Source organism: Maribacter sp. HTCC2170 (assembly GCF_000153165.2).
Lineage (GTDB): Bacteria > Bacteroidota > Bacteroidia > Flavobacteriales > Flavobacteriaceae > Maribacter_A.
The window spans coordinates 1,119,335-1,143,422 of record NC_014472.1 but is presented as its reverse complement, the minus strand read 5'-3'; the positions used below and the strand labels follow the sequence as shown (position 1 = coordinate 1,143,422).

The following is a 24,088-nucleotide window of genomic DNA, read 5'->3' as shown; positions in this document are numbered from 1 at the left end:
GTTATTATGGTTCTTAACCTATTACAGTATAATATAGAATTCAATATTATGCATTAAATGTTAATTTAAAGCACGTTTAGCTTTTTGAAAATGATGAACGCAGAATTTTATAAGGAAGCACTATTGAATGATATTATTCCCTTTTGGGAAAAGCATTCTCTAGACTACGAAAACGGGGGGTATTTTACTTGCTTGGGTACAAAAGGAGATGTTTATGACACCGATAAATTCATTTGGTTACAAGGTAGGCAGGCATGGACTTTTTCGATGCTCTACAATAAAGTTGAAAAAAATAAAAAATGGTTGGACATCGCAAAGTCAGGTGTAGATTTTCTTGTAAACCACGGAATGGACGAAAGCGGGAATTTCTATTTTTCAACCACGAAAGAAGGAAAACCATTAATACAACCTTATAACATTTTTTCAGACTGTTTTGCTGCCATGGCTTTTAGTCAATATGCCCAGGCCTCGGGCGATGAAAAAATCAAGGAGCTGTCCAAAAGGACCTATTTCAACATTCTTGAAAGAAAGGATAACCCAAAAGGTATATATACCAAAAATACTGGGGCTAGACCTTTAAAAGGTTTTTCGTTACCAATGATACTCTCAAATTTGGTTTTGGAACTTGAAGATGTTCTAGAGCCTGAAGAAGTTGAAAGAACTGTTGATTTTAGTATCAACGAGGTTATGAATGTTTTTCTTGATCAGGACTCAGGATTAATATATGAAAATGTATTGCCCGATGGTAGTCATGATGATAGTTTTGAGGGGCGCCTTTTAAACCCCGGGCATGGGATAGAAGCCATGTGGTTTATGATCGATATTGGCGTGAGAAGAAAAGATAATAATTTAATACAAAAAGCAACTGAAACCATACTCAACATTTTAGAATACAGTTGGGATAAAGAATATGGGGGCATCTATTATTTCTTAGATGCCAAAGGCCATCCTCCCCAACAATTGGAATGGGACCAAAAACTATGGTGGGTGCATTTAGAAGCCTTAGTGGCTTTAGCAAAGGCATATCAACATAGCCGGGATGAAAGAATTGAAAATTGGTATAATAAGGTCCACGTGTATTCTTGGAATCATTTTTCGGACCCTGAACATGGGGAATGGTTTGGCTACCTAAATAGACAGGGAGAGGTTTTACTCAATCTAAAAGGGGGTAAATGGAAAGGGTGTTTTCATGTGCCAAGGGCTATGTATCAATGTTGGAAATCATTTAAAAAAATCGAATCTGAATAAACACATAAATTATGGCAAATAGAATTGCAGTATTGATTGTCCTCTTTGTATTCTCTTCGTGTGCTGCCCAAAAAGAGACTTATCACATTCCGAAAGGAGTAAGTCAAATTCATGATCTGTTCAATGCAAGTTCTAATGACAGTATAGCATGTTACCGTATACCAGCAATTGTCACAGCACCCAATGGAGATCTTGTTGCCACCATAGATGAAAGAGTGCCCTCTTGCGGAGATTTAAAATGGAGTAAGGACATCAACATAGTAATGCGACGAAGTGAGGATAATGGAAAGACATGGTCGAAGATTGAGACTATAGTGGATTTTCCTTTTGGCAAATCTGCCTCTGATCCATCAATGATCGTTGATAGGGTGACCAAAGAAATCTTTCTGTTTTATAATTATATGAATTTGGATACAGAAAAGGACATTTATTATCTACATGTAATGAAGAGTACAGATAATGGTAAAACTTGGAGCGAGCCCAAAGATATAACAGCTCAAATAGTCAAACCCGAATGGCATAAGGATTTTAAGTTCATTACTTCTGGCAGGGGAATTCAAACAAGTACGGGGAAACTTCTACATTGTATGGTGAATTTGGATAGTGGAATGCATTTATTTGGCAGTGATGATCATGGGGAAACTTGGTATTTCATTGACAATCCAGTATCACCAGCCAATGAGTCAAAAGTAGTAGAGCTGGTCGACGGTTCTTGGATGGTGAATGCAAGGTCTAATGATAAAAAAGGGGTGCGGTATGTACATACATCTTCTGATGAAGGGAAAACATGGGTCACCAAGGCAGAGCATCAATTGACAGATCCAGGTTGTAATGCTAGTATTGTGCGATACACGTCAATAAAAAATGGACACGATAAGAACCGATTGCTATTTTCGAACGCCAATTCAGATAAAGGACGCACAAATATGACGGTACGAGTGAGCTATGACGAAGGCAAAACATGGTCTGAAGGCAAAACTGTGTATGAAGGACCTTCGGCCTATTCATCATTAACAATTTTAGAAAATGGTGATATTGGCTTATTATTTGAAAAAGACAAGCACAAAGAAAATTTATTCGTCAGCTTTTCCTTAAAATGGCTTACCAATAAAAAAGACAAGTATCAAAAGCCTAAGAAAAAGAACTAGAGAACCTGTCTGGGAATAGGGTGTTGAAGACCACAGTGAAGTGTTTATCTAAGAATAGAACTGAATATTAGAAAAAATGAATCGAGCGAGAATTATAGCAACCTTTGCATTACTTTTTCTGATGGTTCCGTTCAGTTTCTCGCAGGAAACTTCCAAATTTAGGGTAACCAATTTGCCCGATTTACCAGCCTTGAAAGAAGGTGCTGCACCCTTAGGATATGCGGGTATGATGGGTGGCGCGCACGACAAAGTTATCATCGCAGCGGGTGGCGCTAATTTCCCTGAAGCTCTACCATGGAAAGGAGGAAAAAAGGTTTACCACAATAACATCTATTTACTGGAAGAAAACAAATGGAGATTGCTGAATAGGACACTGCCTTTTCCCATTGCTTATGGAGCTTCAGTAGCCACCCCTGAAGGAATCTTGATTATCGGTGGTGAAAATGCGGAAGAAACCACTGATAAAGTCCACCTCCTAAAGCATGTTTCATCGACAAATGATGTGGAAATAATAGAATACCCTTCTTTACCAGAACCCTTGGCATATACAGCTGCTGTAATTGAAGAAGAATACCTATATGTTGTTGGTGGAAAGAATAATCAAAAAAGTACGAATGCTTTTTATCGTTTCAATCTCGACAAAAATTATGAATGGGAAAAGCTAGAAGATTTTACGGGTCCTCCAAGAGCCGTACATACTATTGCTGTTCAAGAGTCAAAAGATTCAAGAAAGCTCTTTGTAATCGGTGGACGTAACCAAACGGCTGGAAAAAGATCAGTACCATTGACTGATTTTCTTTCCTATGACTTAAAAAAAGGTGAGTGGAAAAACGAGGGTGAACTTTTGATTCATGGCAAACCAAGGGTCCTTATGGGACCTTCCGCTGAAAGCAAGGGATCAATGCACATTATGGTCTACGGGGGTTCTGATGAGGTATTGTTCAATGAACTAGAAAGTATAGCCTTACAACTTGGACAGGAACAAAACGATTCTTTGATTTCGGGTTTAATAGAAAGAAGAGATGGAATTCTAAATACACACCCAGGATTTTCCAAAGAAATCCTTGGGTATAATACCATTACAAACAAATGGTTTGTTTACGATAGCGTTGAAACCCAAATTCCAGTAACGGCATTGCCATTTCAAGAGGAGGATAATTTTTATGTGGTTTCGGGTGAGATTTCTCCTGGTATCCGAACTCCAAAAGTTCAAAAATTTGAAATAGCGGAAGCCGTAGAACCTTTTGGTACGATAAACTATACGGTTTTGGCGCTCTACCTTTTGATTTCGCTGGGTATCGGCATTTATTTTATACGCAAACAAAAATCTACTGAAGATTACTTTGTTGGTGGTGGACGTATACCATGGTGGGCCTCAGGGCTAAGTGTTTTTGGAACCTTGTTGAGCGCAATTACTTTTATGGCGATTCCTGCCAAAGCCTTTGTTACAGATTGGTCCTTCTTTTTTCTGAATATTACCGCTATTCTGATAACACCGGTAATTGCCTTTATTTTCATTCCGTTTTTTAATAGGCTCAAAATACGTACTGCCTATGAATATCTGGAAGATCGCTTCAATTACCTGGCGCGGGCCTTTGGTAGTCTTTCATTCATTTTGTTCCAATTGGGGAGAATAGGCATTGTCTTGTTATTGCCATCCCTGGCCATTTCTATAGTAACGGGTATTCCTGTAGAAACCAGTATTTTGATTATGGGAGTGTTATGTATTCTTTATACCACTTTTGGAGGAATTGAAGCTGTAATTTGGACAGATGTTATGCAAGTCATCGTGCTATTAGGCGGCAGCGTATTGGCCATTGTCTGGATTATGATGCACACCGAAACTTCTTTTGGTGAGATGATTTCGTATGCCTCTGAACGTGATAAGTTCAACATTATGAATATGGACTTTGATTTTACTGAGTCCACTTTTTGGGTAGTGTTCATTGGTGGTCTTGCCTCTGCCATGGTAACCCAAGGTACCGACCAGACCATTGTACAGCGCTTTTTAACGAGTACCAATGTCAAGGATTCCCAAAAAACGTTGTACACCAATGCAGTGCTTACACTTCCTGCAACCATTATCTTTTTTGGCATAGGTACATTATTGTTCATTTTCTATTCTGAAATGCCTACCGCTTTATCTCCTGCCATTTCTAACAACGATTCCATATTTCCTTGGTATATAGTTCGTGAGCTGCCAGTTGGGGTTTCTGGTTTGCTCGTGGCGGGCATTTTTTCTGCAGCAATGTCTAGTATTAGCAGTAGTCTTAATTCTGTTTCAACTGCTTATTGTAATGATTTTTACGCGCATTTTCGACCGGAAGTAAAAGACAAAAGGTTATTGCGAATCGCTAGAATTGCTACCATAGTAACAGGTGTTTTGGGAGTGTTATTGGCTCTTTGGATGGCGAGTTCCAATATCAAATCACTTTGGGACCAGTTTTATCGATTCTTAGGCCTTTTTACTGGAGGTTTAGGAGGAATGTTCCTTCTCGGAATGTTAACCAAAAAGGCAAATGCCACAGGAACCTTAATGGGGTTGGTGGCAAGTGCTTTATTGATATGGTACATAAGTGTTTTTACAGATATAAGTTTTTTAATGTACGCTTTCTTTGGTGTGGCTTCCTGTTTTGTTTTTGGATATGTTTTCAGTCTTATTTTCAAAGATAAAAGCTAAACTCATGAAGAATTTTTTGACACTCTTTTTGATTTTTTTTGTTAGTGTAAATTCTGCTAGTGCTCAGTTAAGTTTGCCTGATACTTTCACCAATAACATGGTTCTTCAAAGGGGTGAGCCCATCCACATCTGGGGTAATGGTATACCAAATAAATCTTTGAAAATAGAATTTGGAAGAGATACTATAGCAACTGCAGTTCGCCAAGATTCTACATGGAGTGTCTATTTCAAGAAAAGTAAGTCCAATTCGTCACCCCAATCTATTTACATATCAAGTGGTCTAGAAAGAATAGTGTTATCGAATATCCTGATAGGGGATGTATGGCTTTGTGCTGGGCAATCAAACATGGAGTGGTCTATGGAAAGGGAAATGCATTTTGACAAAGAGAAAAAGAATGTTAATCTACCTTCACTTCGTTTTTATAATACCACATATGCCGGAAAAAACATTTATAATAAAAGTTTTAATGATTCTCTATTATCGTTATTGAACGAAAACGACTTTTATGATGGAAGATGGGCGGTAAGCGATAGTATTTCCATAAAGCGGATGAGTGCAGTGGGCTATTATTTCGGAAAGGAAATTCTGGAGCAAGTGGATGTTCCTATTGGGTTAATAAATATGGCAATCGGTGGAGCCCCTATAGAAGCTTTTATTGGCCGTAATGTTATGGAAGGGAATTCCTTGTTTTCATCCAAAGTAAAGGGTAATTGGCTAGATAACAATGTCTTGCCCGAGTGGATAAGAGAAAGAGGTCATCAAAATGTAGGTGACATACAAGTTCTTGATGGAGACGAACTAGGTCCAAACCATGCTTTTAAACCAGGATTTGCTTATTCAGCGGGAATTAAACCGCTATTCAAGTTACCAATAAAAGGAATTATATGGTACCAAGGTGAAAGTAATGCCCAAGAGATTGAAAGGGTAAACGAATATGGAGAATTACAAAAACTTTTGATTGAAGACTATCGTCAGAAATGGAAGCAACCTGAAATGCCTTTTTACTGGGTGCAACTTTCTTCCATTGATACGACACATTACAATTCTAAATATTGGCCCAAATTTAGGGACGAACAACGAGAATTATTAAATGAAATAGAAAATGGAGGAATGGCCGTTTCGAGTGATATAGGATTCATAAATGATGTGCATCCAACAAATAAAAAGGATGTGGGGTATCGATTGGCACGTTGGGCTTTAAATAAGACTTATGGAAAACAAATAGTGCCCTCAGGACCCCTCCCAATAACAGCCAAATATATAGAGGGTAAGATCATTATAGATTTTGCATATACGGCTAATGGGCTAAAAACTTCTGACAATCAAGTTTTGCGAGGTTTTTCAATTGATGGGATTGAATTAGTTCCAGCGAAGTTATGCAAGCATATCGTTGAGGTGACATCGCAGTACAAACCAGAATATGTGTATTATGGTTGGCAACCTTTTACCGATGCTAATCTTGTCAATTCTGAAAATTTACCAGCATCAACATTTAAATTGAAAGTGAACTAAGGAATAACTGGGCTATTTGGAAAAGTTCAATTTTCTTGGACTCTTATTTTAGGGGATATCTTGACAATTGTTTTTTATTTGAACAGTTTGGTTGTACATTTGAGATTGAACTAAACCGATTTAGTTAGTTTTGAAAAAAATATTTTTAAAAGATATTGCCGAAGAGTTGAAGTTGTCGAAGACTGCGGTATCCTTGGTGCTTAATAATAGGGGTGATGAAAATAAAATAAGCAAGGAAACGCAAAAACGAATTTTAGATTTTGCCAAGGAAAACAACTACCGACCAAATCAAATGGCCAGAGGATTGAGTTTGGGAAAAAGTGAGACCATCGGATTGATTTTACCCAATATTTCTGATATTTTTTATGCCAAGATTGCGCATTATGTTGAGATTAGGGCAAAAGAATATGGATACAATGTTGTTTTCAGTAGTTCGAATGAGGACGCGGAAACAGAAAAGGAATTGATCTACTCCATGCTTAATAGACAGGTTGATGGTTTAATAATCGCATCGACCCAGGAGAATGAAGAGGATATCCTAAAATTAAGAAAGACCAAAGTTCCCTTTGTATTGATAGACAGGCATTATCCTGACATTCGTAGTAATTACGTGATTGTGGATAACCAGGGCGGAACAAGGGATATGACCGAACATCTTTTGAATAACGGGCGAAATAAAATTGGATTGGTGACAATAGAAAGCGAGTTGGAGGCAATGATGCAAAGGCAGTTGGGATACGAAATGGCGCTTAATGATAATGGACTAGAAGTAATAGCAGGGCATATAAAAAAAATTGACCGTTTCAATTTTCATAATGAAATGGGCAAAGCATTAAAAACCATTGTACAAGGGGAAAATAAGGTTGATGCATTAGTTTTCACCACACATTATTTGGCGGCTTCGGGACTTCGTGAGCTAAAACTATTAGATATAGAAGTGCCAGAAAGTGTGGCAATAATCAGTTTTGATGAATTAGGCGCGTTTGACTTAGTGGATCCACCAATTACAGCGAGCAAACAGCCAGTTGAAGCCATGGGTAACGAAGCCGTGGAAATTTTGGTAAATGAAATTGAAAAGAAAAATTTAGAGATTGATAATGAACGGGTTTTGAGAACGAAACTCTTAATTAGGAAATCCTGTGGAGCATAAAATTTGGCAATAAACTAAACCGCTTTAGTAAGAGTAGAATTATGAAAAATGAATGTAAATCTCATGCATTAAAGGCAATAATAGTCTTTTGTCTCGCAATGCTGGCATATGGTAATTCATATGCCGATAAAAGGAATTTGTTCACAGAAAAAAGGGAACTTGTTCCTTTTCATGAAGGCAATGGTAATGGTCATATTCAAGAATTGAATACCAACTATGGTCTGTACAGTGTTTGTAAGGATGACATTGAAGGTTATAAAGAAATGCTTTCTGGTTCAGAGTTTTTTCTATACCCTTCATTGCGTGAAGATGTCAATGTATCAATGATAGCAAGGGCGACCACGGGTGAAATGGGTTTTGAATTCCTTACTGGAGAGGTGCCGTCAGACTATGCTTCGGACACAGTGACTTTTTTCATGTTGAGTGATATTGATTTTAACTTAAGGGAATCGTTTGATATTCATGTGAATGACAAACATTTACTGACTTTCAATTCCAATGAAGATGGAACCCTTTCTGTAACCGATAACCCTGGAAAAGGAAACGCACAATATATATTAGTTAACAGAGATGGAAATGGAGATGGTATTGGTGCTTTCCGTTTGACGGTACCTATTTCATTACTTGAAAAAGGAAAAAGTGCTAAAATAAAATTCAACGGCCATAAAAAGAACTCAAACTGCTGGGTTATGATTTTTAAGGCTACGGATGCGGTTGAACGCATAAAAATGTCCATATCAGATGAAGCTGCATTCATGATCAAGCAAAAAAATGAAATGTTGTATGTTGATGCACCAACTCATTTTAATGACAAAAAGGTTTATTTAATCAGTGATGGAAAGAAAAGTAAGGTAAGGAAGTTTAAGGCGCAAGGGGAAATATCAAAAGCTTCTTTCAGTATCGCTCCGCCAAAAAAAAGTTTTTCAATTGTATATGAGGGTAGAGAAATCGTACTTGATTTTGAAAAAGGTGATGGTGTTTTATCAAAGACCGATATCGATGGTAAATACCTATATCATCATCGTACAAATTATGTCAACGGGTGGGTAGCATACTTAACTAAATTGTACAAGCCGGAGTTTTTAGAGACTTACAATGATTTTTTTGACAAAAAATATGATAATGGCCTGGTGTCAATCATGAATTCTAGCCATCAAGATATTGCCTGGGTCGATCGTCCTGAGATATGCATCATTCTTAGAGATACGCTTTTGTTGAAACCTGTACTCAAAGATGCTTTTATAAGGGATGATTACGGATTTGATATTGAGGACGGCCTAATGTTACGAGAGTATATTGAAAGACATCCTGAGTCTGTTGAAAAGTTGACCACATTACTGAATAAAAAACTAATTTCAGTAGGAGCCACCTATAACTGTCCGTATGAAGATATGTATGATGCTGAGGACCAAGTACGTCAATTGTATTTGGGTAAAAAATGGGTAAAAAAGACTTTCGGGGGTTATGACTCCAAAGTGTACTGGAATGTTGATGTACCAGGTAAATCGTTGCAAACTCCTCAGATTCTTAAAAAAGCAGGGGTTGATTATATGATTATAAGTAGACATGCCAAAGGTTTGTTTCATTGGGCGAGCCCCGATGGTAGTTCTGTGTTTACATACTCCCCAGGTCATTATGGTAATGACTTGCTTTACCTTTCAAGAGACTTGAATAATAAGATGAAGTATGGTGCCGAACAGGTATTGTACTGGGAAAAGAATTTTGAGGGTAGTGAAATACAAACCCCATTACTTTCAAGTCAGGATATGCTACCTGCTATAGATTACTCAGAGTTTATAGAATCATGGAATTCTTTCGATTCCCTAAAAGATGAAAAGGGTACTGAGAAAAATGTTCATTTGCCAAAAATGGAACTCATGACCGTTGATGAATTTCTGCCTTTGGCAGAAAAAAAAGCCACCAAGATAGATACGATTATGGGCGAGAGACCTAATGTATGGGTGTATATTCATGGGCCTGGGCATCACGATGCTTTGACAGCAAGTAGAGAAGCTTCTAAGTTGCTACCCGCCGCTGAGAAATTCTTAACTGTTGCAAATATCATCGACCCCAAAAAAATGCAATATCCATTTAAGGAATTTGATGAAGCATGGCAAGCTAAAATCTATCCAGATCATGGTTGGGGAGGTCACGATGGTGATATTACCGATAATTTATTCAAGGAGAATTTGGTAAAATCAAGAACCATGGGACAAAATTTATTGAATAAAGGTTTGGATTTCCTATCTACTAGAATAAAGAAAAATGAAAAATTAGGAACTCCAATAGTGTTATTCAATAGTTTGTCATGGGAGCGTACTGATCCTGTAACAACAACAGTTCAGATTCCTCAAGGAGAAACAAAGAATGTTGGTGTGTTGAATGCTAAAAAGAAAATTGTGGCGTCACAAATTTCCAATGCAGCTTATTACAAAGATGGTAGTTTGAAAAGTGCAGACATCACCTTTATTGCTGAGAATATACCTTCGATTGGTTATGCCACTTATTACTTAGCTAATAAGAAGAATACTGTTGAAGATAAAGCCAATAATGTATCGACTTCCGCATATGAGAATCCTTTTTACAAAATCACTTTTGAGAAAGGTGGAATTGAACAAGTGTATGATAAAGAGTTCAAGAAAGAATTACTGGAAGCTGATAATCTAAGGGGAGGTGAAATTTTCACTTTACAGTCGGTTGGTAATGGTGCTGGTGAGTTTGGAGACGTACAACAGGTAAGTATGGTCGACTTTGATAAAATGAGCCTTCATAACCCTGAGTGGGAAGTACTTGAAAACGGGCCAGTATTTACAAAATATAGATTAGAGCAAGAAATAAAACATGCTATTGTAAGACAGGATGTTATACTATACCATAACCTGAAACGTATTTATTTTAATACGGAATTGCGAAACTGGTCAGGCGAATTATACCGTGAATTCAGAACAGCTTTTCCTATTAATATGGATAGCCCTGAAATCGCACATGAAGTACCTTTCGGCAGTGTTCGTGTTGGTAAGGATGAAATAAAGACGGCCGGTGAGCGCTACACGCCTTTATGTAAAGATGTGCACCCAAGAGCTATAATTGACTGGATTTCAGCCACTGATGATGAAGTTTCAGTTACCTTGAGTTCTTCGGTAGCAGCTGCAGATTGGATAGACCCAACTTCCCATGATGATAGTAAGGTCGTTTTACAACATATATTGTTAGCCAGTAGAACCTCTTGCCATTGGGAGGGAAATGAATACTCGCAGGCCGGTAACCACAAATTCCATAATGTCTTCACTTCCAACAAAGCAGGAAGCATAAACGGACAACGTATTGCAAAACAGGAAAACGAACCAATTAATGTGGTGGTTTATCCGGATTCATCAACAAAATCATTCTTACCTGAATCATTAAGTTTCTTTTCCATAGATACTGATAATGTGATGATTTCAACGATTAAAAAGGCAGAGGATTCAGAGGAAATAATAGCAAGAATGTATAATGTTTGGGAAGACAATGAGAAAGTGAATGTTTCCTCTTATTTCGATATCAATTCATATAAACATACCAACATAATTGAGGAGAACCCAACACCTGTTGCGCCTGAATTAAAGGTTGGAAAATACGCCATTGAAACGTTTAGTCTTGACGCGAATAAAAAATAAAACACTCATAAAATTGATGTAATGACAACACTTTGGAAAAATGATAAAGAGCTTTTTGAAATAGCGAAGAAGGAACTTTTTGTAGCATTGGTTGGTGATATCTTGGATAAAATGGGATACCTACATCAGTTTCTTCCCCCGAACATAAAACCCTTGAATAATGATTTTGTTGTTATTGGAAGGGCAATGCCGGTTTTGGAGGCCGATGTATTTGAAGAGGTTGTAGAAAATACCAATAATCCCTTAATGCAAAAGCCATTTGGAATTATGTTCGAAGCGTTGGATAGTCTAAAGGAAGGCGAGGTTTATATCTGTTCGGGCTCCTCACCCAATTATGCGCTTTGGGGAGGACTAATGAGCACAAGAGCAATGAAACTAGGGGCGGCTGGTGCAGTAGTTAATGGGTATTCTAGGGATACCAAAGAAATTCTCAGTTTAGAATATCCTACTTTTTCGTTTGGAGGTTATGCACAGGATCAAGGACCACGAGGCAAGGTAATCGATTATAGAGTTCCTATAGAAATTGCTGGGATTCGTATTCATCCCGGTGATGTTGTATATGGCGATGTTGATGGCGTTTTGATCGTGCCTAAAGCAGCAGTTAAGGAAGCTTTTACAGGAGCAATTGAAAAGGCACGAGGTGAACAATTGGTTAAAAAGGCGTTGCAAGCTGGAATGAGTACCGTCGACGCTTTTGAGAAATTTGGAATTATGTAGAATGAGCGGTTCTTTAAACCTCATATTATGAACAAAAAATCTTCTTTTTACCTTCTTGCCATAAGTTTTGTCTCGACAATTGGGGGGTTTCTATTCGGTTATGATACGGCAATCATATCTGGTTGTAATTCTTTTTTGGAAAGTCAATACAATCTATCGGCAAGTATGTTGGGATGGGTAGTCTCCTCTGCATTGTTAGGTACTATTTTGGGGTGTTTAATTTCAGGAAAAGTAACAGATAAATATGGACGCAAAAAAACCTTGCTGTTGGCTGCAACTTGTTTAACCATTTCAGCTTTTGGTTCGATGTTGCCACCTCAATTTTTAGGTAATCTAGATTCCACATTTTGGATAACTTCAAGTTTGGATTCATCTTTTCTAACACTAATCGTAGTTAGAATAATTGGAGGTATAGGTGTGGGTATAACCTCAGTGGTAGCTCCTATTTATATTTCAGAATTAACCATGCCAGAGAAAAGAGGAAAAATGGTTTCCCTATATCAATTGTCAATTACATTGGGTATTCTTCTGGCATTTCTTGTTGATTGGATTGTACTTAATCAAGCTGGTGATAAGGCAGGGATTATTAGTGGCGCTGAAGTCGGTCTTTGGGACTGGCTATTTGTTGAAGAGCTTTGGAGAGGCATGTTCGGTACCGAAATACCGATTGCCATTCTATTTTTGGTGTTGTTGATGTTCGTTCCTGAAAGTCCAAGATGGCAGGTGGTCAATGGTAAAGAGGAAGAAGCTTTTGTAACTATGACAAGGTTGGGTAATGCGGACATGGCAAAAACCCAAATGGCAGAAATGAAAGAAGCCACTGTACAAGAAACCCAAGGATATAAGGAATTATTCAAACCCTATTTGCGCAGACCTTTATTAATAGGGATACTGCTACCGATGTTCGCACATTTGAGTGGTATTGCCGCCATTATGTATTTTGCTCCTAATATCTTGAATGAATCAATCAAGAGTGTTGAAAGCTCTTTTCTTGGTGCAGTTTTGGTAGGCCTGGTCAATTCAATTTTCACCTTTATCGCGATAATGAACATAGAACGTTATGGTAGACGAAAACTATTATTGATTGGTGTTGTGGGCGCCGCCATTTCACTTATGGGAGTTGGTGTATTGTTTGCTATTGGATCCAACTTGGTGATAATTCCACTATTGATTTATGTAGCATGCTTCGCATTTTCTTATGGACCTATTGTTTGGGTTATTATCAGCGAGATATTTCCAACTAAAATAAGAGGGCTTGCTGTAAGCATTGGAAGCCTTTCCTTAATGGTTACGGGTTTTTTTATAACCTTGACGAATCCTGTTTTTATAGAGACCATAAAGCCTTCTGGCACATTCTTTCTTTATGGGGCATTGACGATTCCAGCCATTTGGTTCATTTGGAAATATGTCCCAGAAACAAAGGGTAAAACATTAGAAGAAATTGAATTGTCCTGGAAAAGGATAAATGACAAACAACAGAAGGGGATAAATGAAACTGATTGAACAATATCAAATAACGGATAATGGATATCATCCTTTCTTGATCCGGGATGGGTGGCAAGTGGCCCAATTGAACTATATGCCCGAACAGGAAATCGGCAATATTGATAAATTGGACATCCATCATCTGACCGATGAGGTTTTTATTCTTTTGAAAGGGAAAGCTGTCTTGATAAGTGCGGAAATTAATAGGATTGATGTACAGTTTGAGGTAGAAGTAATGAGGCCTAATATCATCTATAATATTCCCGTGAATACTTGGCACAATATTGCGATGAGTACGGATTGTGAGATTATCATCGTTGAAAAGTCCAATACCCATGAAGGGGATTTTGAGTTTTTCCCATTAAGTGATGAAAAAAAGGAGGAAATGGAAGCATTGGTCCGAGAGGTCTGTAATCTATAGTAATAGTAAGCGAATATCAAAGAACTAGGTTATGATAGAAATTGATTTAAAAGGCAAAAGAGTTTTGGTCACAGGAGGCAGTAGAGGAATAGGGGCTGAAATATGTAGAAAATTGGCTGCTTGTGGGGCGGAGGTTTTTATCAATTATAATAGCAATGAACAAAGTGCACAAGATCTAGCAAATGAAATAAGCAATTCTTATGGGGTTAGAACAGGCATTGCTTGTGCAGATGTGTCCAAGGCTGAACAGGTAAAGCAAATGTTCTTGAAAATGGATGGGGTAATGGGAGGTATAGATATTTTGGTAAACAATGCAGGCACCGAATCAATTCATCATGTATTGGATTTGGTCGAAGAGGAATGGGACCGAGTAATCAATGTGAATTTAAAAGGACCTTTTTTATGTTCCAAAGAAGCTGGAGATAGAATGGAAAAAAATGGAGGAGGAGTCATCATAAATATTTCTTCCATTCATGATGTAGTACCAAGAAAAGGATTGATTCATTATTGTTCCGCGAAAGCCGGTCTTAAAATGCTGTCAAAATGCCTTTCACTAGAATTGGCCGAAAATAATATAAGGGTGGTGTCCGTTGCCCCGGGTGCAATTTCCACTGAAATGAACCGTGATGAAATTGCAAAGTTCGGGAAGAAGAAATTTGAAAACTGGATTCCTCAGGGCAGAATAGGTGATGTAGACGATGTAGCCCATACAGTCGCGTTTATGGCAAGTGATTTAGGTGGTTATATCAATGGGTCTGACATCTATATTGATGGGGCCTATATGAACAATACCATTCAATATGACCCACGACCACCAAGATTGAATGAGTCCGAATAAATGTTGAGAATTTAACATAAATACAATGGCGTTTTTGACTTTCTTTATAGGCAGTTACACCCAATTTCTTTCACCTGAAATTGTAGGTTCCGGGAATGGGATATCTACCGTTCAATTGAACGAGGATACCGGCAAACTTTCAGTATTGCATACTCAAAATACAATCAGTCCGAGTTACCTGGCTTTAAGCGAGGACAACAATTATTTGTATTGTAACACTGAGGTAATTGAGGAGGAGAATCCCATGGTTCAGGCCTATAGGATCAACGATGATTATTCATTGGAATTTTTAAATGAACAACCAATTAAAGGGGGATGCCCATGTCATAACGAAGTCTTTGATAATAGAGTTTTAGTGGCATGCTATATTTCAGGTAATATGCTTGAATACCCTTTGGATGATTCCGGGGAATTGATGAAATGTGTCAATAACCATCAGCATTCCGGGTCGAGTATTAATTTGGTACGGCAGGAAGCCCCACACGCACATCATATTACTGTCCATCCAAATAGAAAAGATGTGTATGTCTGCGATTTAGGTATCGATACAGTTAAAGCTTACAAGTTTAATGATGACAGATTAGGACCTAACTCACTTGGTGACATAGATATTGTTAAAGGTGGAGGCCCACGTCATTTGGTGCTCAACAAAGAGGGTAGTTTAGGGTACGTAATCAATGAACTGACTAGTGTGGTTTCAGTTTTAAAGAAGGATGAAGCGAAATTCAAACAAATTGACTTCTATGAGTCTTTGCCAGATTCTTATCAAGGTGCTCGAAGTGCCTCGGCCATAAGAATTCACCCCAATAACAAGTTTTTGTATGTAGGCAATAGGCAATTTGATGGGATTACGATTTTCAAGACAGAAGGTGAGGAATTGAAATTGGTAGGGTATCAGAAAACAGAAGGCAAAGAACTAAGAGAATTTAATATTTCACCAAGTGGCAAATGGCTGATTGCTTGTCATCAAAATTCAAATGACACTGTAGTATATAAAATACAGGCCGATGGAAATTTGAATGAAACGTACCGAACAAAGGAGATAAAAACTCCAGTTTGTGTGGTATTTTTTAAGTGAATTATTATCCAAAACAAGATATTAAAATGAAATTAGGATTCGGATTATACAAGCATATGTTGAATGAGGACCATTATAAATTTGCCAAACAATGTGGCGCCACGCATTTGGTAGTGCATATGGTAGATTATTTTGGACACGAAAAGAATGATAAGAATAACGCAAATCAACCAGTTGGGGAAGAGGAAGGCTGGGGAAAGGCCGGTGACCCTAATCATATTTGGACTTTGGAGGAGCTAATGGCTATTAAGAAGGAAATCAATGCACATGGATTAGTATGGGAAGCAATAGAAAATTTTGATCCTGCTCACTGGCACGATATTTTGTTAGACGGTCCCAAGAAAGAGGAACAGATGAACAACATAAAGCAATTGATTCGCAATGTTGGTGCCGCAGGGATTCCCATTTTTGGGTATAATTTCTCCTTGGCTGGAGTAGCTGCAAGAACACAAGGCGAATATGCTAGAGGAGAAGCAGTATCAGTAGGAATGGAAGGTGGGGATGATACACCAATACCCAACGGCATGGTATGGAACATGGTATACGATGAAAAAGCTCCAGAAGGTTCAATACCAAAAATTGAACATGAGGAACTATGGAACCGATTGCAATATTTTCTAGATGAAATATTACCAATAGCTGAAGAAGCTGGAGTTAAAATGGCAGCGCATCCCGATGACCCACCATTGCCTTATGTGAGGAATACGCCCAGATTGGTGTTTCAACCGGATTTATATCAAAAATTGATTGACATGAACCCAAGCTCGGCCAATAATTTGGAATTCTGTTTAGGCTCCATTGCCGAGATGACCGAGGGGAATGTGTATGATGCTACCGAAAGCTATAGTCAGCAAGGTAAAATTGGGTATATCCATTTTAGAAATATCAAAGGCAAGGTGCCTAATTATAAAGAAGTATTTGTGGACGAGGGAGATATAGACATGTTCAAAATCTTGAAGATTTTAAAGAAAAACAATTTTGACGGAGTTTTGATTCCCGACCATACGCCGCAAATGACATGTGATGCTCCATGGTATGCAGGAATGGCTTATGCTATGGGATATATGAAAGCTGCTATGTCGCTTTTATAACCATAAAGCTTTTAACAATAATTGGGCCATTATATACCATATCATTTCAATAACAATATAAAAACAGAAAGGAAATGAAAAGAAGAAAATTTATTGAAGTTACAGGGGCTTCCAGTATGGCGCTTACAAGTATATCACCTCTATTATCATGGTCTTGCGTTACATCCAGATCCAGTAATGAACTGAAGAAACAGGCCTTACTAGCTTTTGTACGTTTTGAACAAGTTTGGAATTTCAACGATTTCTGGAAGAGGGGCAATACATTTGATGCCTGCCTTACTTTTGTGGATGCTTTGCAACAGCGCTGGCCAGATGATTCAGAAGTAGATGATATTCAAAAAAGAGTTGGTGAAATGTTGGAAGAAAACCTTGTTTTTTTCAACAACTTTGACCCGGGTGACCTTTGGGCAGATGATTTTGGTTGGTGGGGTATTATGGCACTCAATGCGAGAAAGCATCTTTTGAGAATAGGGGATAAGAAACTTGCCAATAAATACCTTAAACTTTCAACTGACTTATGCTGGGAATACAAAAAGAGAACAGCATATGACTCATCAGATATGGCTAAACCTGTCCCTCATGGCTGTCGAAATGGCGACGCAAATGGTATTAGCAAAGGGGTTAAAAATACAGTGACCAATGTGCTGCTATTTTTACTTTCAACACGAATATATAGACTATCACTAACAGAAAATATTGCTGATAATGATAAATATTTAGATATGGCCTACCAACAATGGCTCTGGTTTGAAGAATGGTTTAAGTTAGATGAATATCAATATCTAAAAGAGTTAACCAGTTCAGGGGCATTGGTACAAGAACGTCCGATAGCATTTTTTGAAGGTTCTAACTATCAAGAAAAAATACATCCACCATGGGCAGAAGGTTGGGTTTGGACGGGCGATCAAGGAATGTTAGTAGCGGTTTTGACCGATATGTTAGCGATTAGAAATGAATTGGCAACATATCTGTCCACTAATAGCATAGACCCCCAATTTGATGTAGAATCATATGAAACTAAACTAAGAGCTTTACTGGAATTAATCGGTAAGGGCGTAAAAAATGGAATGGTTGCAAATGTTGACGGAATTATTCGCGAGGCTCCCTGTTTATCAAGTTTTGGCCCAGAACATGGTAGAGACTATCTTGCTGGTCGTGGAATTATGATGCGTTATTTAGGGAGTGAAGAAGAAAGAGCACTTATAGATGTTGATTTGTCTGATTGCATAGAGAAAACAATAAATGCCATGTGGAGTACCCGTGATGTAGCAACTAATCAGTTTCAACCAGAATTTACCAGTCAAGAGAATGATAAGCTTTATGTGGAACAATTCCGAGAATTATGGGGACTAGCAGATGATGTTCATAAATGGGATATAAAAACAATGAAAGAGAAAAATAGAGATGGGGTTTGCCAATCTATTGGCCTCGATTTGCTAGGGGCTGCAATCAAAACATTGATATAGAGCAAGTATAAAACTATGTTTTTATAAGCTTAATACTTGTTTCTTCATTGTTGTTACTCATTTTATAAATATGGAGTAAGCGTTATTTTAAAGGAGTATCTCCCATCGTAATCACAAGTGTACTTCCTGCCTTAATATCTTCATGATTAAAAGTTAAATGTGGAAGCTCCATATCGTTTAAAGTTACATGTTGTACATATTTGTTTTTAGCGCTATTATTTTTGGTGAGTATAGTAAATACTTTGTTGTTAGTCAGCGGTATTTCTACTTTATCAAATAATGGTCTCGCAATCGTGTAAGTTGGGTCTCCAGGAGCTATTTGGTAGAAGCCCATAGCGTTAAGAATGTACCACGCAGACATTTGCCCACAATCTTCATTTCCAATAATACCATCTGGTTCATTGGAATAAAATTCTGTTAAGATTTTATCCGCCAATTCTTGTGTTTTCCAGGGTTGCCCAACATGAGTGTATAAATAAATAATATGGTGACTAGGTTCATTGCCATGAGCGTATTGTCCTATTAACCCTGTTATATCTCCACTGGCATTTTCACCTTCAATGACCGAACTTGTTGTAAAAAGGGTGTCGAGTTTAGAGGTAAACATTTTTTTGTTTTCATATAATTTGGCAAGGCCATCAATGTCGTGTGGTACAAACCATGACCATTGCCATGCATTACCTTCAACATAGTCGGCATTTTCGTGATCTGAAAATTTTGGGTTAAATGGAGAAACCCAAGATCCATCTTCATTTTTTCCACGCATAAAACCAGTTTCTTTATCAAAATAGCGCTTATAGTTTTGTGCTCGTTTACTAAATTTTTCGGCAATGGAATCACTGTTGTTAAGTTCAGCAATTTTAGAAATACACCAGTCGTAATACGAATTTTCCAAACCAAAAGAGACCGATTTCTCAATTTTATCTGATGGGATATGCCTGCCTTCGTTTATATATTTGTTGTATAATGGCATTAATCGTTGTTTGCGCGGTTCCTCACTAGAACTAATTAATTGAGGATTATAAGAGGCACTAGTCAATGCAGATTGCAATGCCTTTTGTTTGTCGATACCCACAATGTTTTTACTAAGTGCATCCGCAAGGTTTGCTACCGCAGGATAACCAACCATAGTGCCAGTATAATTAGATGCCAATGGCCACATAGGCAGTATGCCGCCCTGTTCATGTTTTAAAATAAGGTTATTGGCCCAATCTTTAGTTCTTGGTTCATCTAGAATGGTCATTAATGGGTGAAGCGCCCTAAAGGTGTCCCATAGAGAATAAACAGTGTAATTGGTTTGTCCAACTTCTGATTGGTGTATTTTTTTATCTATTCCTCTATATCTTCCATCAACATCTTGATACACCATTGGAGCAATCATACTATGATATAATGCTGTATAAAAAGTGGTTAATGTTTTTTTGTCTTTTGAGGTTACCAAAACCCGTTCTAATTCTTTTTGCCAAGTCGTTGCTACCTTTTCTTTAACTTCTTCGAAATTCCAATGTGGAAGTTCGGTCGTCATATTTTTTTTAGCCCCTTCTTGATCAACCGAGGAAATGCTAACCTTTATCAACAAAGGTTCGTCCTCTTCAAGGTTAGTAAAACTTAAATAACTAAATATGTTCTTGCCATTATATATTTTTTGATTAATATCAGACTCAAGCGAATCCACTACTACTGCGTCAATATTGAAAGGAGTTGAAAATTCAGCATAGAAATACACTTGGTGATCATAAGCCCAGCCTTCAGAGTTTTTTAGCCCCCTTATAGTATGGTCATTTACAAATTCTAATTCATTTAAACGGTTACTATGACCCCATGTGCGTTGTAAAATATGGCCAATATCGAACAAAAGCCTTTGTTTGGATCCTTTGTCATAAGAATACCTGTGAATACCCACTCGTTCTGTTACAGATAGATCTGCGCTTACATCGTAATTTTTGAATTTAACGGAGTACTTACCAACTTCAGCTAGTTCATCTTCTTTGTTGAAAGTTGCAATTGGTTTTTCTTCAATTTCACCAGTAAAAGGTAATAATAGAATATCTCCCATATCCCCAATTCCTGTTCCGCTTAAATGGGTATGGGAAAACCCATATATAGTGCTGTCGTTATAGTGATAGCCACTTGATGCATCCCAGCCATTTAATTTTGTGTCTGGACTTAATTGAACCATGCCATGAGGCATTACCGGACCAGGAAACGTATGTCCATGGAACCCTGTTCCTATAAATGGGTCAACATATTGTAATGCATTAATCTTTTCTGTTGTAATTACTGCTTCTTCTTTTTCCTTACAAGAATTTAATAGGAGAACAGAGATTGATGATGCCAGTAAAAATTGAATCGAAAATAGAAATTTGTACTTCATACAGTTATTTTACTTTATTCACTATGTTCAAAAATAGTCTAGTAATTTGAAATCCTTAAAAAAATCACCGGTTGCAATATTAAAGAATCCTTTCTCTGTAGAGAAGTACATGCCTTGATTTATTACTTCCGGGTTCTTTGAAATATAAAATTGAATAGAAATGAATTTTCTATAATTTTTTAGATAAAACAGTTAAAAAAATAAATGAAAGATGACTATAAGCAGTGGAAATCCTTTTTTAAAGAGTCCATAAATTAATGAACAATCAATCTAAGAAACAGGGATTATTTGTCACGAATTTTTCTAATCATAAATCGTTTTAATCTTTAACTTGTAACGTAATTTTTGAATGACTAAATTTAAACGGTTTTCATAGTAATTAATGTAGTTTCCATGTATTACCTAGGATTGGATATTGGTAGTTCTTCAATTAAAGCGGCATTGGTTGAGATTTCCTCCGGCAAAAGTATCGGCGTTGTTCAAGAACCGGAAGCCGAAATGGAAATGCTGGCAATTAAAAATGGTTGGGCTGAACAGGATCCTAATGAATGGTGGCGACATTCGTGTAAAGCCATTTCAAAACTCAAAACAAAATATAATATTCAAAGTTCAGAAATTAAAGGGATTGGCATTTCTTATCAAATGCATGGTCTTGTTTTAGTTGATAAAGATGGAATTCCATTACGAAAATCTATTATTTGGTGTGATAGTCGTGCTGTAGAAACGGGAAATGAAGCTTTTAAAGAATTGGGTGAAGCTATATGTAATACTCAATTATTGAATTCTCCGTCAAATTTTACAGCATCTAAATTAAAATGGGTTAAAGAGAATGAACCCGATATATTCAATAAAGTTCATAAGTTCATGTTGCCAGGTGATTATATTGCATTTAGGTTTTCAGATGTAATTAACACAACAATTTCTGGACTTTCTGAAGGAATATTTTGGGATTTTAAAAACGACAATATAGCCGATTTTCTGTTGAATTATTATGGTATTGAAAAATCGTTGGTGCCAGATATCGTCGAGACCTTTGGTTTACAATCAACAGTAGATGAAAAAGGAGAAGCAGAAAGTGGTATTGATGCAGGAACCCCGATTTTTTACAGAGCAGGTGACCAGCCTAATAATGCACTTTCGTTAAATGTTTTCAATCCAGGAGAAGTTGCTGCGACGGGTGGCACATCTGGGGTGGTTTATGCCGTGACGGAAAGTTTATCGGTAAAAGAGAGTTCTAGGGTTAATAATTTTGCCCACGTTAATTATAAAAAAGGTATAGCTCCGCGAATAGGAAAATTACTGTGCATCAATGGTGCAGGTATACAATATAGATGGTTATTGAATAATTTGTCGGTTACTTCATATGAAGAAATGAATAACCTAGCATCTGATATTCCGGTTGGTTCAGACGGTGTGGTAACGCTTCCTTTTGGTAATGGAGCAGAACGCATGTTGAACAATCAGGATATTGGTTCTAGATTCGTAAATATCAACCTTAATAATCATAACAAAGCTCATATTTGCAGATCTACATTAGAGGGAATAGCCTTTTCTTTTGTTTATGGAATAGAAATCCTGAAGTCAGACGGTATTGAAATCAAGGTGCTGCGAGTAGGGAACGATAATTTATTTCGAGCTGAGATATTTGCTAATACAATTGCTACTTTGATCGGACACAAAATTGAAATTTATAATACTACCGGCGCCATTGGGGCGGCAAGAGCTGCTGGATTAAATGATGGTGATTTTGAAAGATTTGGATCATATATCATGGACAATGATTATGTAATGACTTATGCGCCTGGTAAAGACAAAGAACCATATCAAAAAGCATATTTTAATTGGAAAAAAGAATTGGAATTAATACTAAACAAATAAGAATAGTATCATGGCATTAATAGGAGATAAGGAATATTTTAAAGGAATTGGGGAAATTAAATTTGAAGGAAAGGAATCAAATAACCCCTTGGCATTCAAGTTCTATAATCCTGAACAAATAGTTGCTGGTAAAACAATGCGTGAGCATTTCAAATTTGCCATTGCGTATTGGCATACCTTCTGCGGCCAGGGTTCCGATCCTTTTGGTCCAGGCACACAAGATTTTGCTTGGGACAAATCATCAGACCCAATTCAGGCTGCGAAAGATAAGGCGGATGCTGCTTTTGAGTTTATCACAAAAATGGGTTTTGACTACTTCTGTTTTCATGATTTTGACTTGATTCAAGAGGGCGGGTCTTTTTTAGAGTCCGAGAGTAGATTGGCTGCTATTACTGAGTATATAAAAGAAAAGAAGGCGGCTTCAGGGGTTAAACTTCTATGGGGTACCGCTAACTGTTTTTCCAATCCTAGATATATGAATGGGGCTGCGACTAACCCAGAATTTGATGTTGTTGCTAGAGCTGGCGGACAGATTAAACTGGCATTGGATGCAACAATGGCTCTTGACGGCGAAAATTATGTTTTTTGGGGAGGTAGAGAAGGATACATGTCTTTATTGAATACCGATATGGGTCGAGAATTGGATCATATGGGGCGGTTTTTGACAATGGCGAGAGATTATGCTAGAGGGCAAGGTTTTAAGGGGAATTTCTTTATTGAACCCAAGCCTATGGAGCCAATGAAACATCAATACGACTTTGATACAGCCACAGCTATAGGTTTTCTTAAAGAGTATGGATTAGAGAATGATTTTAAAATTAATATTGAAGTAAACCATGCCACACTTGCGCAACATACGTTTCAACATGAAATAGCCGTTGCAGGCAAAGCGGGAATGTTAGGTAGTTTAGATGCCAATCGTGGAGATTACCAAAATGGTTGGGATACGGATCAGTTTCCTAACAATATTCAAGAAACGACCGAGGCGATGTTAGTTTTCCTGGCTGCAGGGGGTTTACAAGGCGGAGGTATAAATTTTGATGCCAAAATCAGAAGAAATTCCACTGATATCGATGATGTTTTTCATGCACATATTGGTGGGGCAGATACTTTTGCTCGAGCATTGTTGACAGCTGAAAAAATTATTTCTTCCTCAGATTATGAAAAATTAAGACAGAATAGATACAGTTCTTTTGACTCAGGGAAAGGTAAGGACTTTGAGAATGGTAAATTAAACTTTGAAGATCTTTACCAATTGGCAAAAAATAATGGCGAGTTAGAGCTGAAAAGTGGAAAACAAGAACTGCTTGAAAATATCATCAACCAGTATTTATAGCTATCCAAA

16 protein-coding genes are annotated in these 24,088 nt (G+C 37.5%); 15 read left to right on the top strand and 1 reads right to left on the bottom strand.

Annotation, left to right across the window (positions count from 1 at the left end; translation table 11 throughout):
- Nucleotides 1-90 precede the first annotated feature (90 nt).
- From FB2170_RS05185 to FB2170_RS05125, 13 genes are all read left to right on the top strand, one after another.
- Nucleotides 91-1,248, top strand: a complete 1,158-nt coding sequence (locus FB2170_RS05185; RefSeq protein WP_013305471.1) for an AGE family epimerase/isomerase — start codon at nt 91-93, stop codon at nt 1,246-1,248.
- 11 nt (nt 1,249-1,259) lie between these two features.
- Nucleotides 1,260-2,396, top strand: coding sequence for a sialidase family protein (locus tag FB2170_RS05180; RefSeq protein WP_013305470.1), 1,137 nt, complete (start codon nt 1,260-1,262; stop codon nt 2,394-2,396).
- A 76-nt stretch (nt 2,397-2,472) separates the two neighbouring features.
- On the top strand, nt 2,473-5,076 hold the full coding sequence (locus FB2170_RS05175; protein WP_013305469.1) for a sodium:solute symporter family transporter: 2,604 nt from the start codon (nt 2,473-2,475) through the stop codon (nt 5,074-5,076).
- A gap of 4 nt (nt 5,077-5,080) precedes the next feature.
- Nucleotides 5,081-6,589, top strand: coding sequence for a sialate O-acetylesterase (locus FB2170_RS05170; RefSeq protein ID WP_148232064.1), 1,509 nt, complete (start codon nt 5,081-5,083; stop codon nt 6,587-6,589).
- Nucleotides 6,590-6,719: 130 nt separating this feature from the next.
- On the top strand, nt 6,720-7,739 hold the full coding sequence (locus tag FB2170_RS05165) for a LacI family DNA-binding transcriptional regulator (RefSeq protein WP_013305467.1): 1,020 nt from the start codon (nt 6,720-6,722) through the stop codon (nt 7,737-7,739).
- Between the two features lie 41 nt (nt 7,740-7,780).
- Entirely contained in the window at nt 7,781-11,395 is a 3,615-nt protein-coding gene (locus FB2170_RS05160; RefSeq protein ID WP_049782636.1) for a glycosyl hydrolase-related protein, read from the top strand.
- Between the two features lie 21 nt (nt 11,396-11,416).
- Nucleotides 11,417-12,112 carry an RraA family protein gene (locus tag FB2170_RS05155; RefSeq protein WP_013305465.1) on the top strand — a complete coding sequence of 232 codons (696 nt, stop codon included), beginning with the start codon at nt 11,417-11,419 and terminating at the stop codon, nt 12,110-12,112.
- 27 nt (nt 12,113-12,139) lie between these two features.
- Entirely contained in the window at nt 12,140-13,615 is a 1,476-nt protein-coding gene (locus tag FB2170_RS05150) for a sugar porter family MFS transporter (RefSeq protein WP_013305464.1), read from the top strand.
- Nucleotides 13,602-14,018: a hypothetical protein gene (locus FB2170_RS05145; RefSeq protein ID WP_013305463.1), complete on the top strand. Its 417-nt coding sequence runs from the start codon at nt 13,602-13,604 to the stop codon at nt 14,016-14,018. The genes FB2170_RS05150 and FB2170_RS05145 overlap by 14 nt, the downstream gene beginning before the upstream one ends.
- Before the next feature lie 31 nt (nt 14,019-14,049).
- The gene (locus FB2170_RS05140; protein ID WP_013305462.1) at nt 14,050-14,856 is read left to right on the top strand and encodes an SDR family NAD(P)-dependent oxidoreductase; all 807 of its coding nucleotides are present in this window, start codon (nt 14,050-14,052) and stop codon (nt 14,854-14,856) included.
- A gap of 25 nt (nt 14,857-14,881) precedes the next feature.
- Nucleotides 14,882-15,934 carry a lactonase family protein gene (locus tag FB2170_RS05135; RefSeq protein WP_013305461.1) on the top strand — a complete coding sequence of 351 codons (1,053 nt, stop codon included), beginning with the start codon at nt 14,882-14,884 and terminating at the stop codon, nt 15,932-15,934.
- A 26-nt stretch (nt 15,935-15,960) separates the two neighbouring features.
- A complete protein-coding gene (locus FB2170_RS05130; RefSeq protein WP_041633052.1) occupies nt 15,961-17,025 on the top strand; it encodes a mannonate dehydratase in 1,065 nt (354 codons plus the stop codon).
- A gap of 74 nt (nt 17,026-17,099) precedes the next feature.
- Nucleotides 17,100-18,491, top strand: a complete 1,392-nt coding sequence (locus FB2170_RS05125; RefSeq protein ID WP_013305459.1) for a hypothetical protein — start codon at nt 17,100-17,102, stop codon at nt 18,489-18,491.
- Nucleotides 18,492-18,573: 82 nt separating this feature from the next.
- Here the strand turns inward: FB2170_RS05125 and FB2170_RS05120 are convergent, their stop codons facing one another.
- Entirely contained in the window at nt 18,574-20,865 is a 2,292-nt protein-coding gene (locus tag FB2170_RS05120; protein WP_013305458.1) for a GH92 family glycosyl hydrolase, read from the bottom strand.
- Nucleotides 20,866-21,258: 393 nt separating this feature from the next.
- On the opposite strand from FB2170_RS05120, the gene FB2170_RS05115 reads away from it, so the two are divergent.
- Together FB2170_RS05115 and xylA are read left to right on the top strand one after the other, a co-directional pair.
- Nucleotides 21,259-22,743 carry a xylulokinase gene (locus tag FB2170_RS05115; protein WP_013305457.1) on the top strand — a complete coding sequence of 495 codons (1,485 nt, stop codon included), beginning with the start codon at nt 21,259-21,261 and terminating at the stop codon, nt 22,741-22,743.
- Between the two features lie 10 nt (nt 22,744-22,753).
- On the top strand, nt 22,754-24,079 hold the full coding sequence (gene xylA / locus FB2170_RS05110) for a xylose isomerase (RefSeq protein WP_013305456.1): 1,326 nt from the start codon (nt 22,754-22,756) through the stop codon (nt 24,077-24,079).
- Nucleotides 24,080-24,088: the final 9 nt, after the last annotated feature.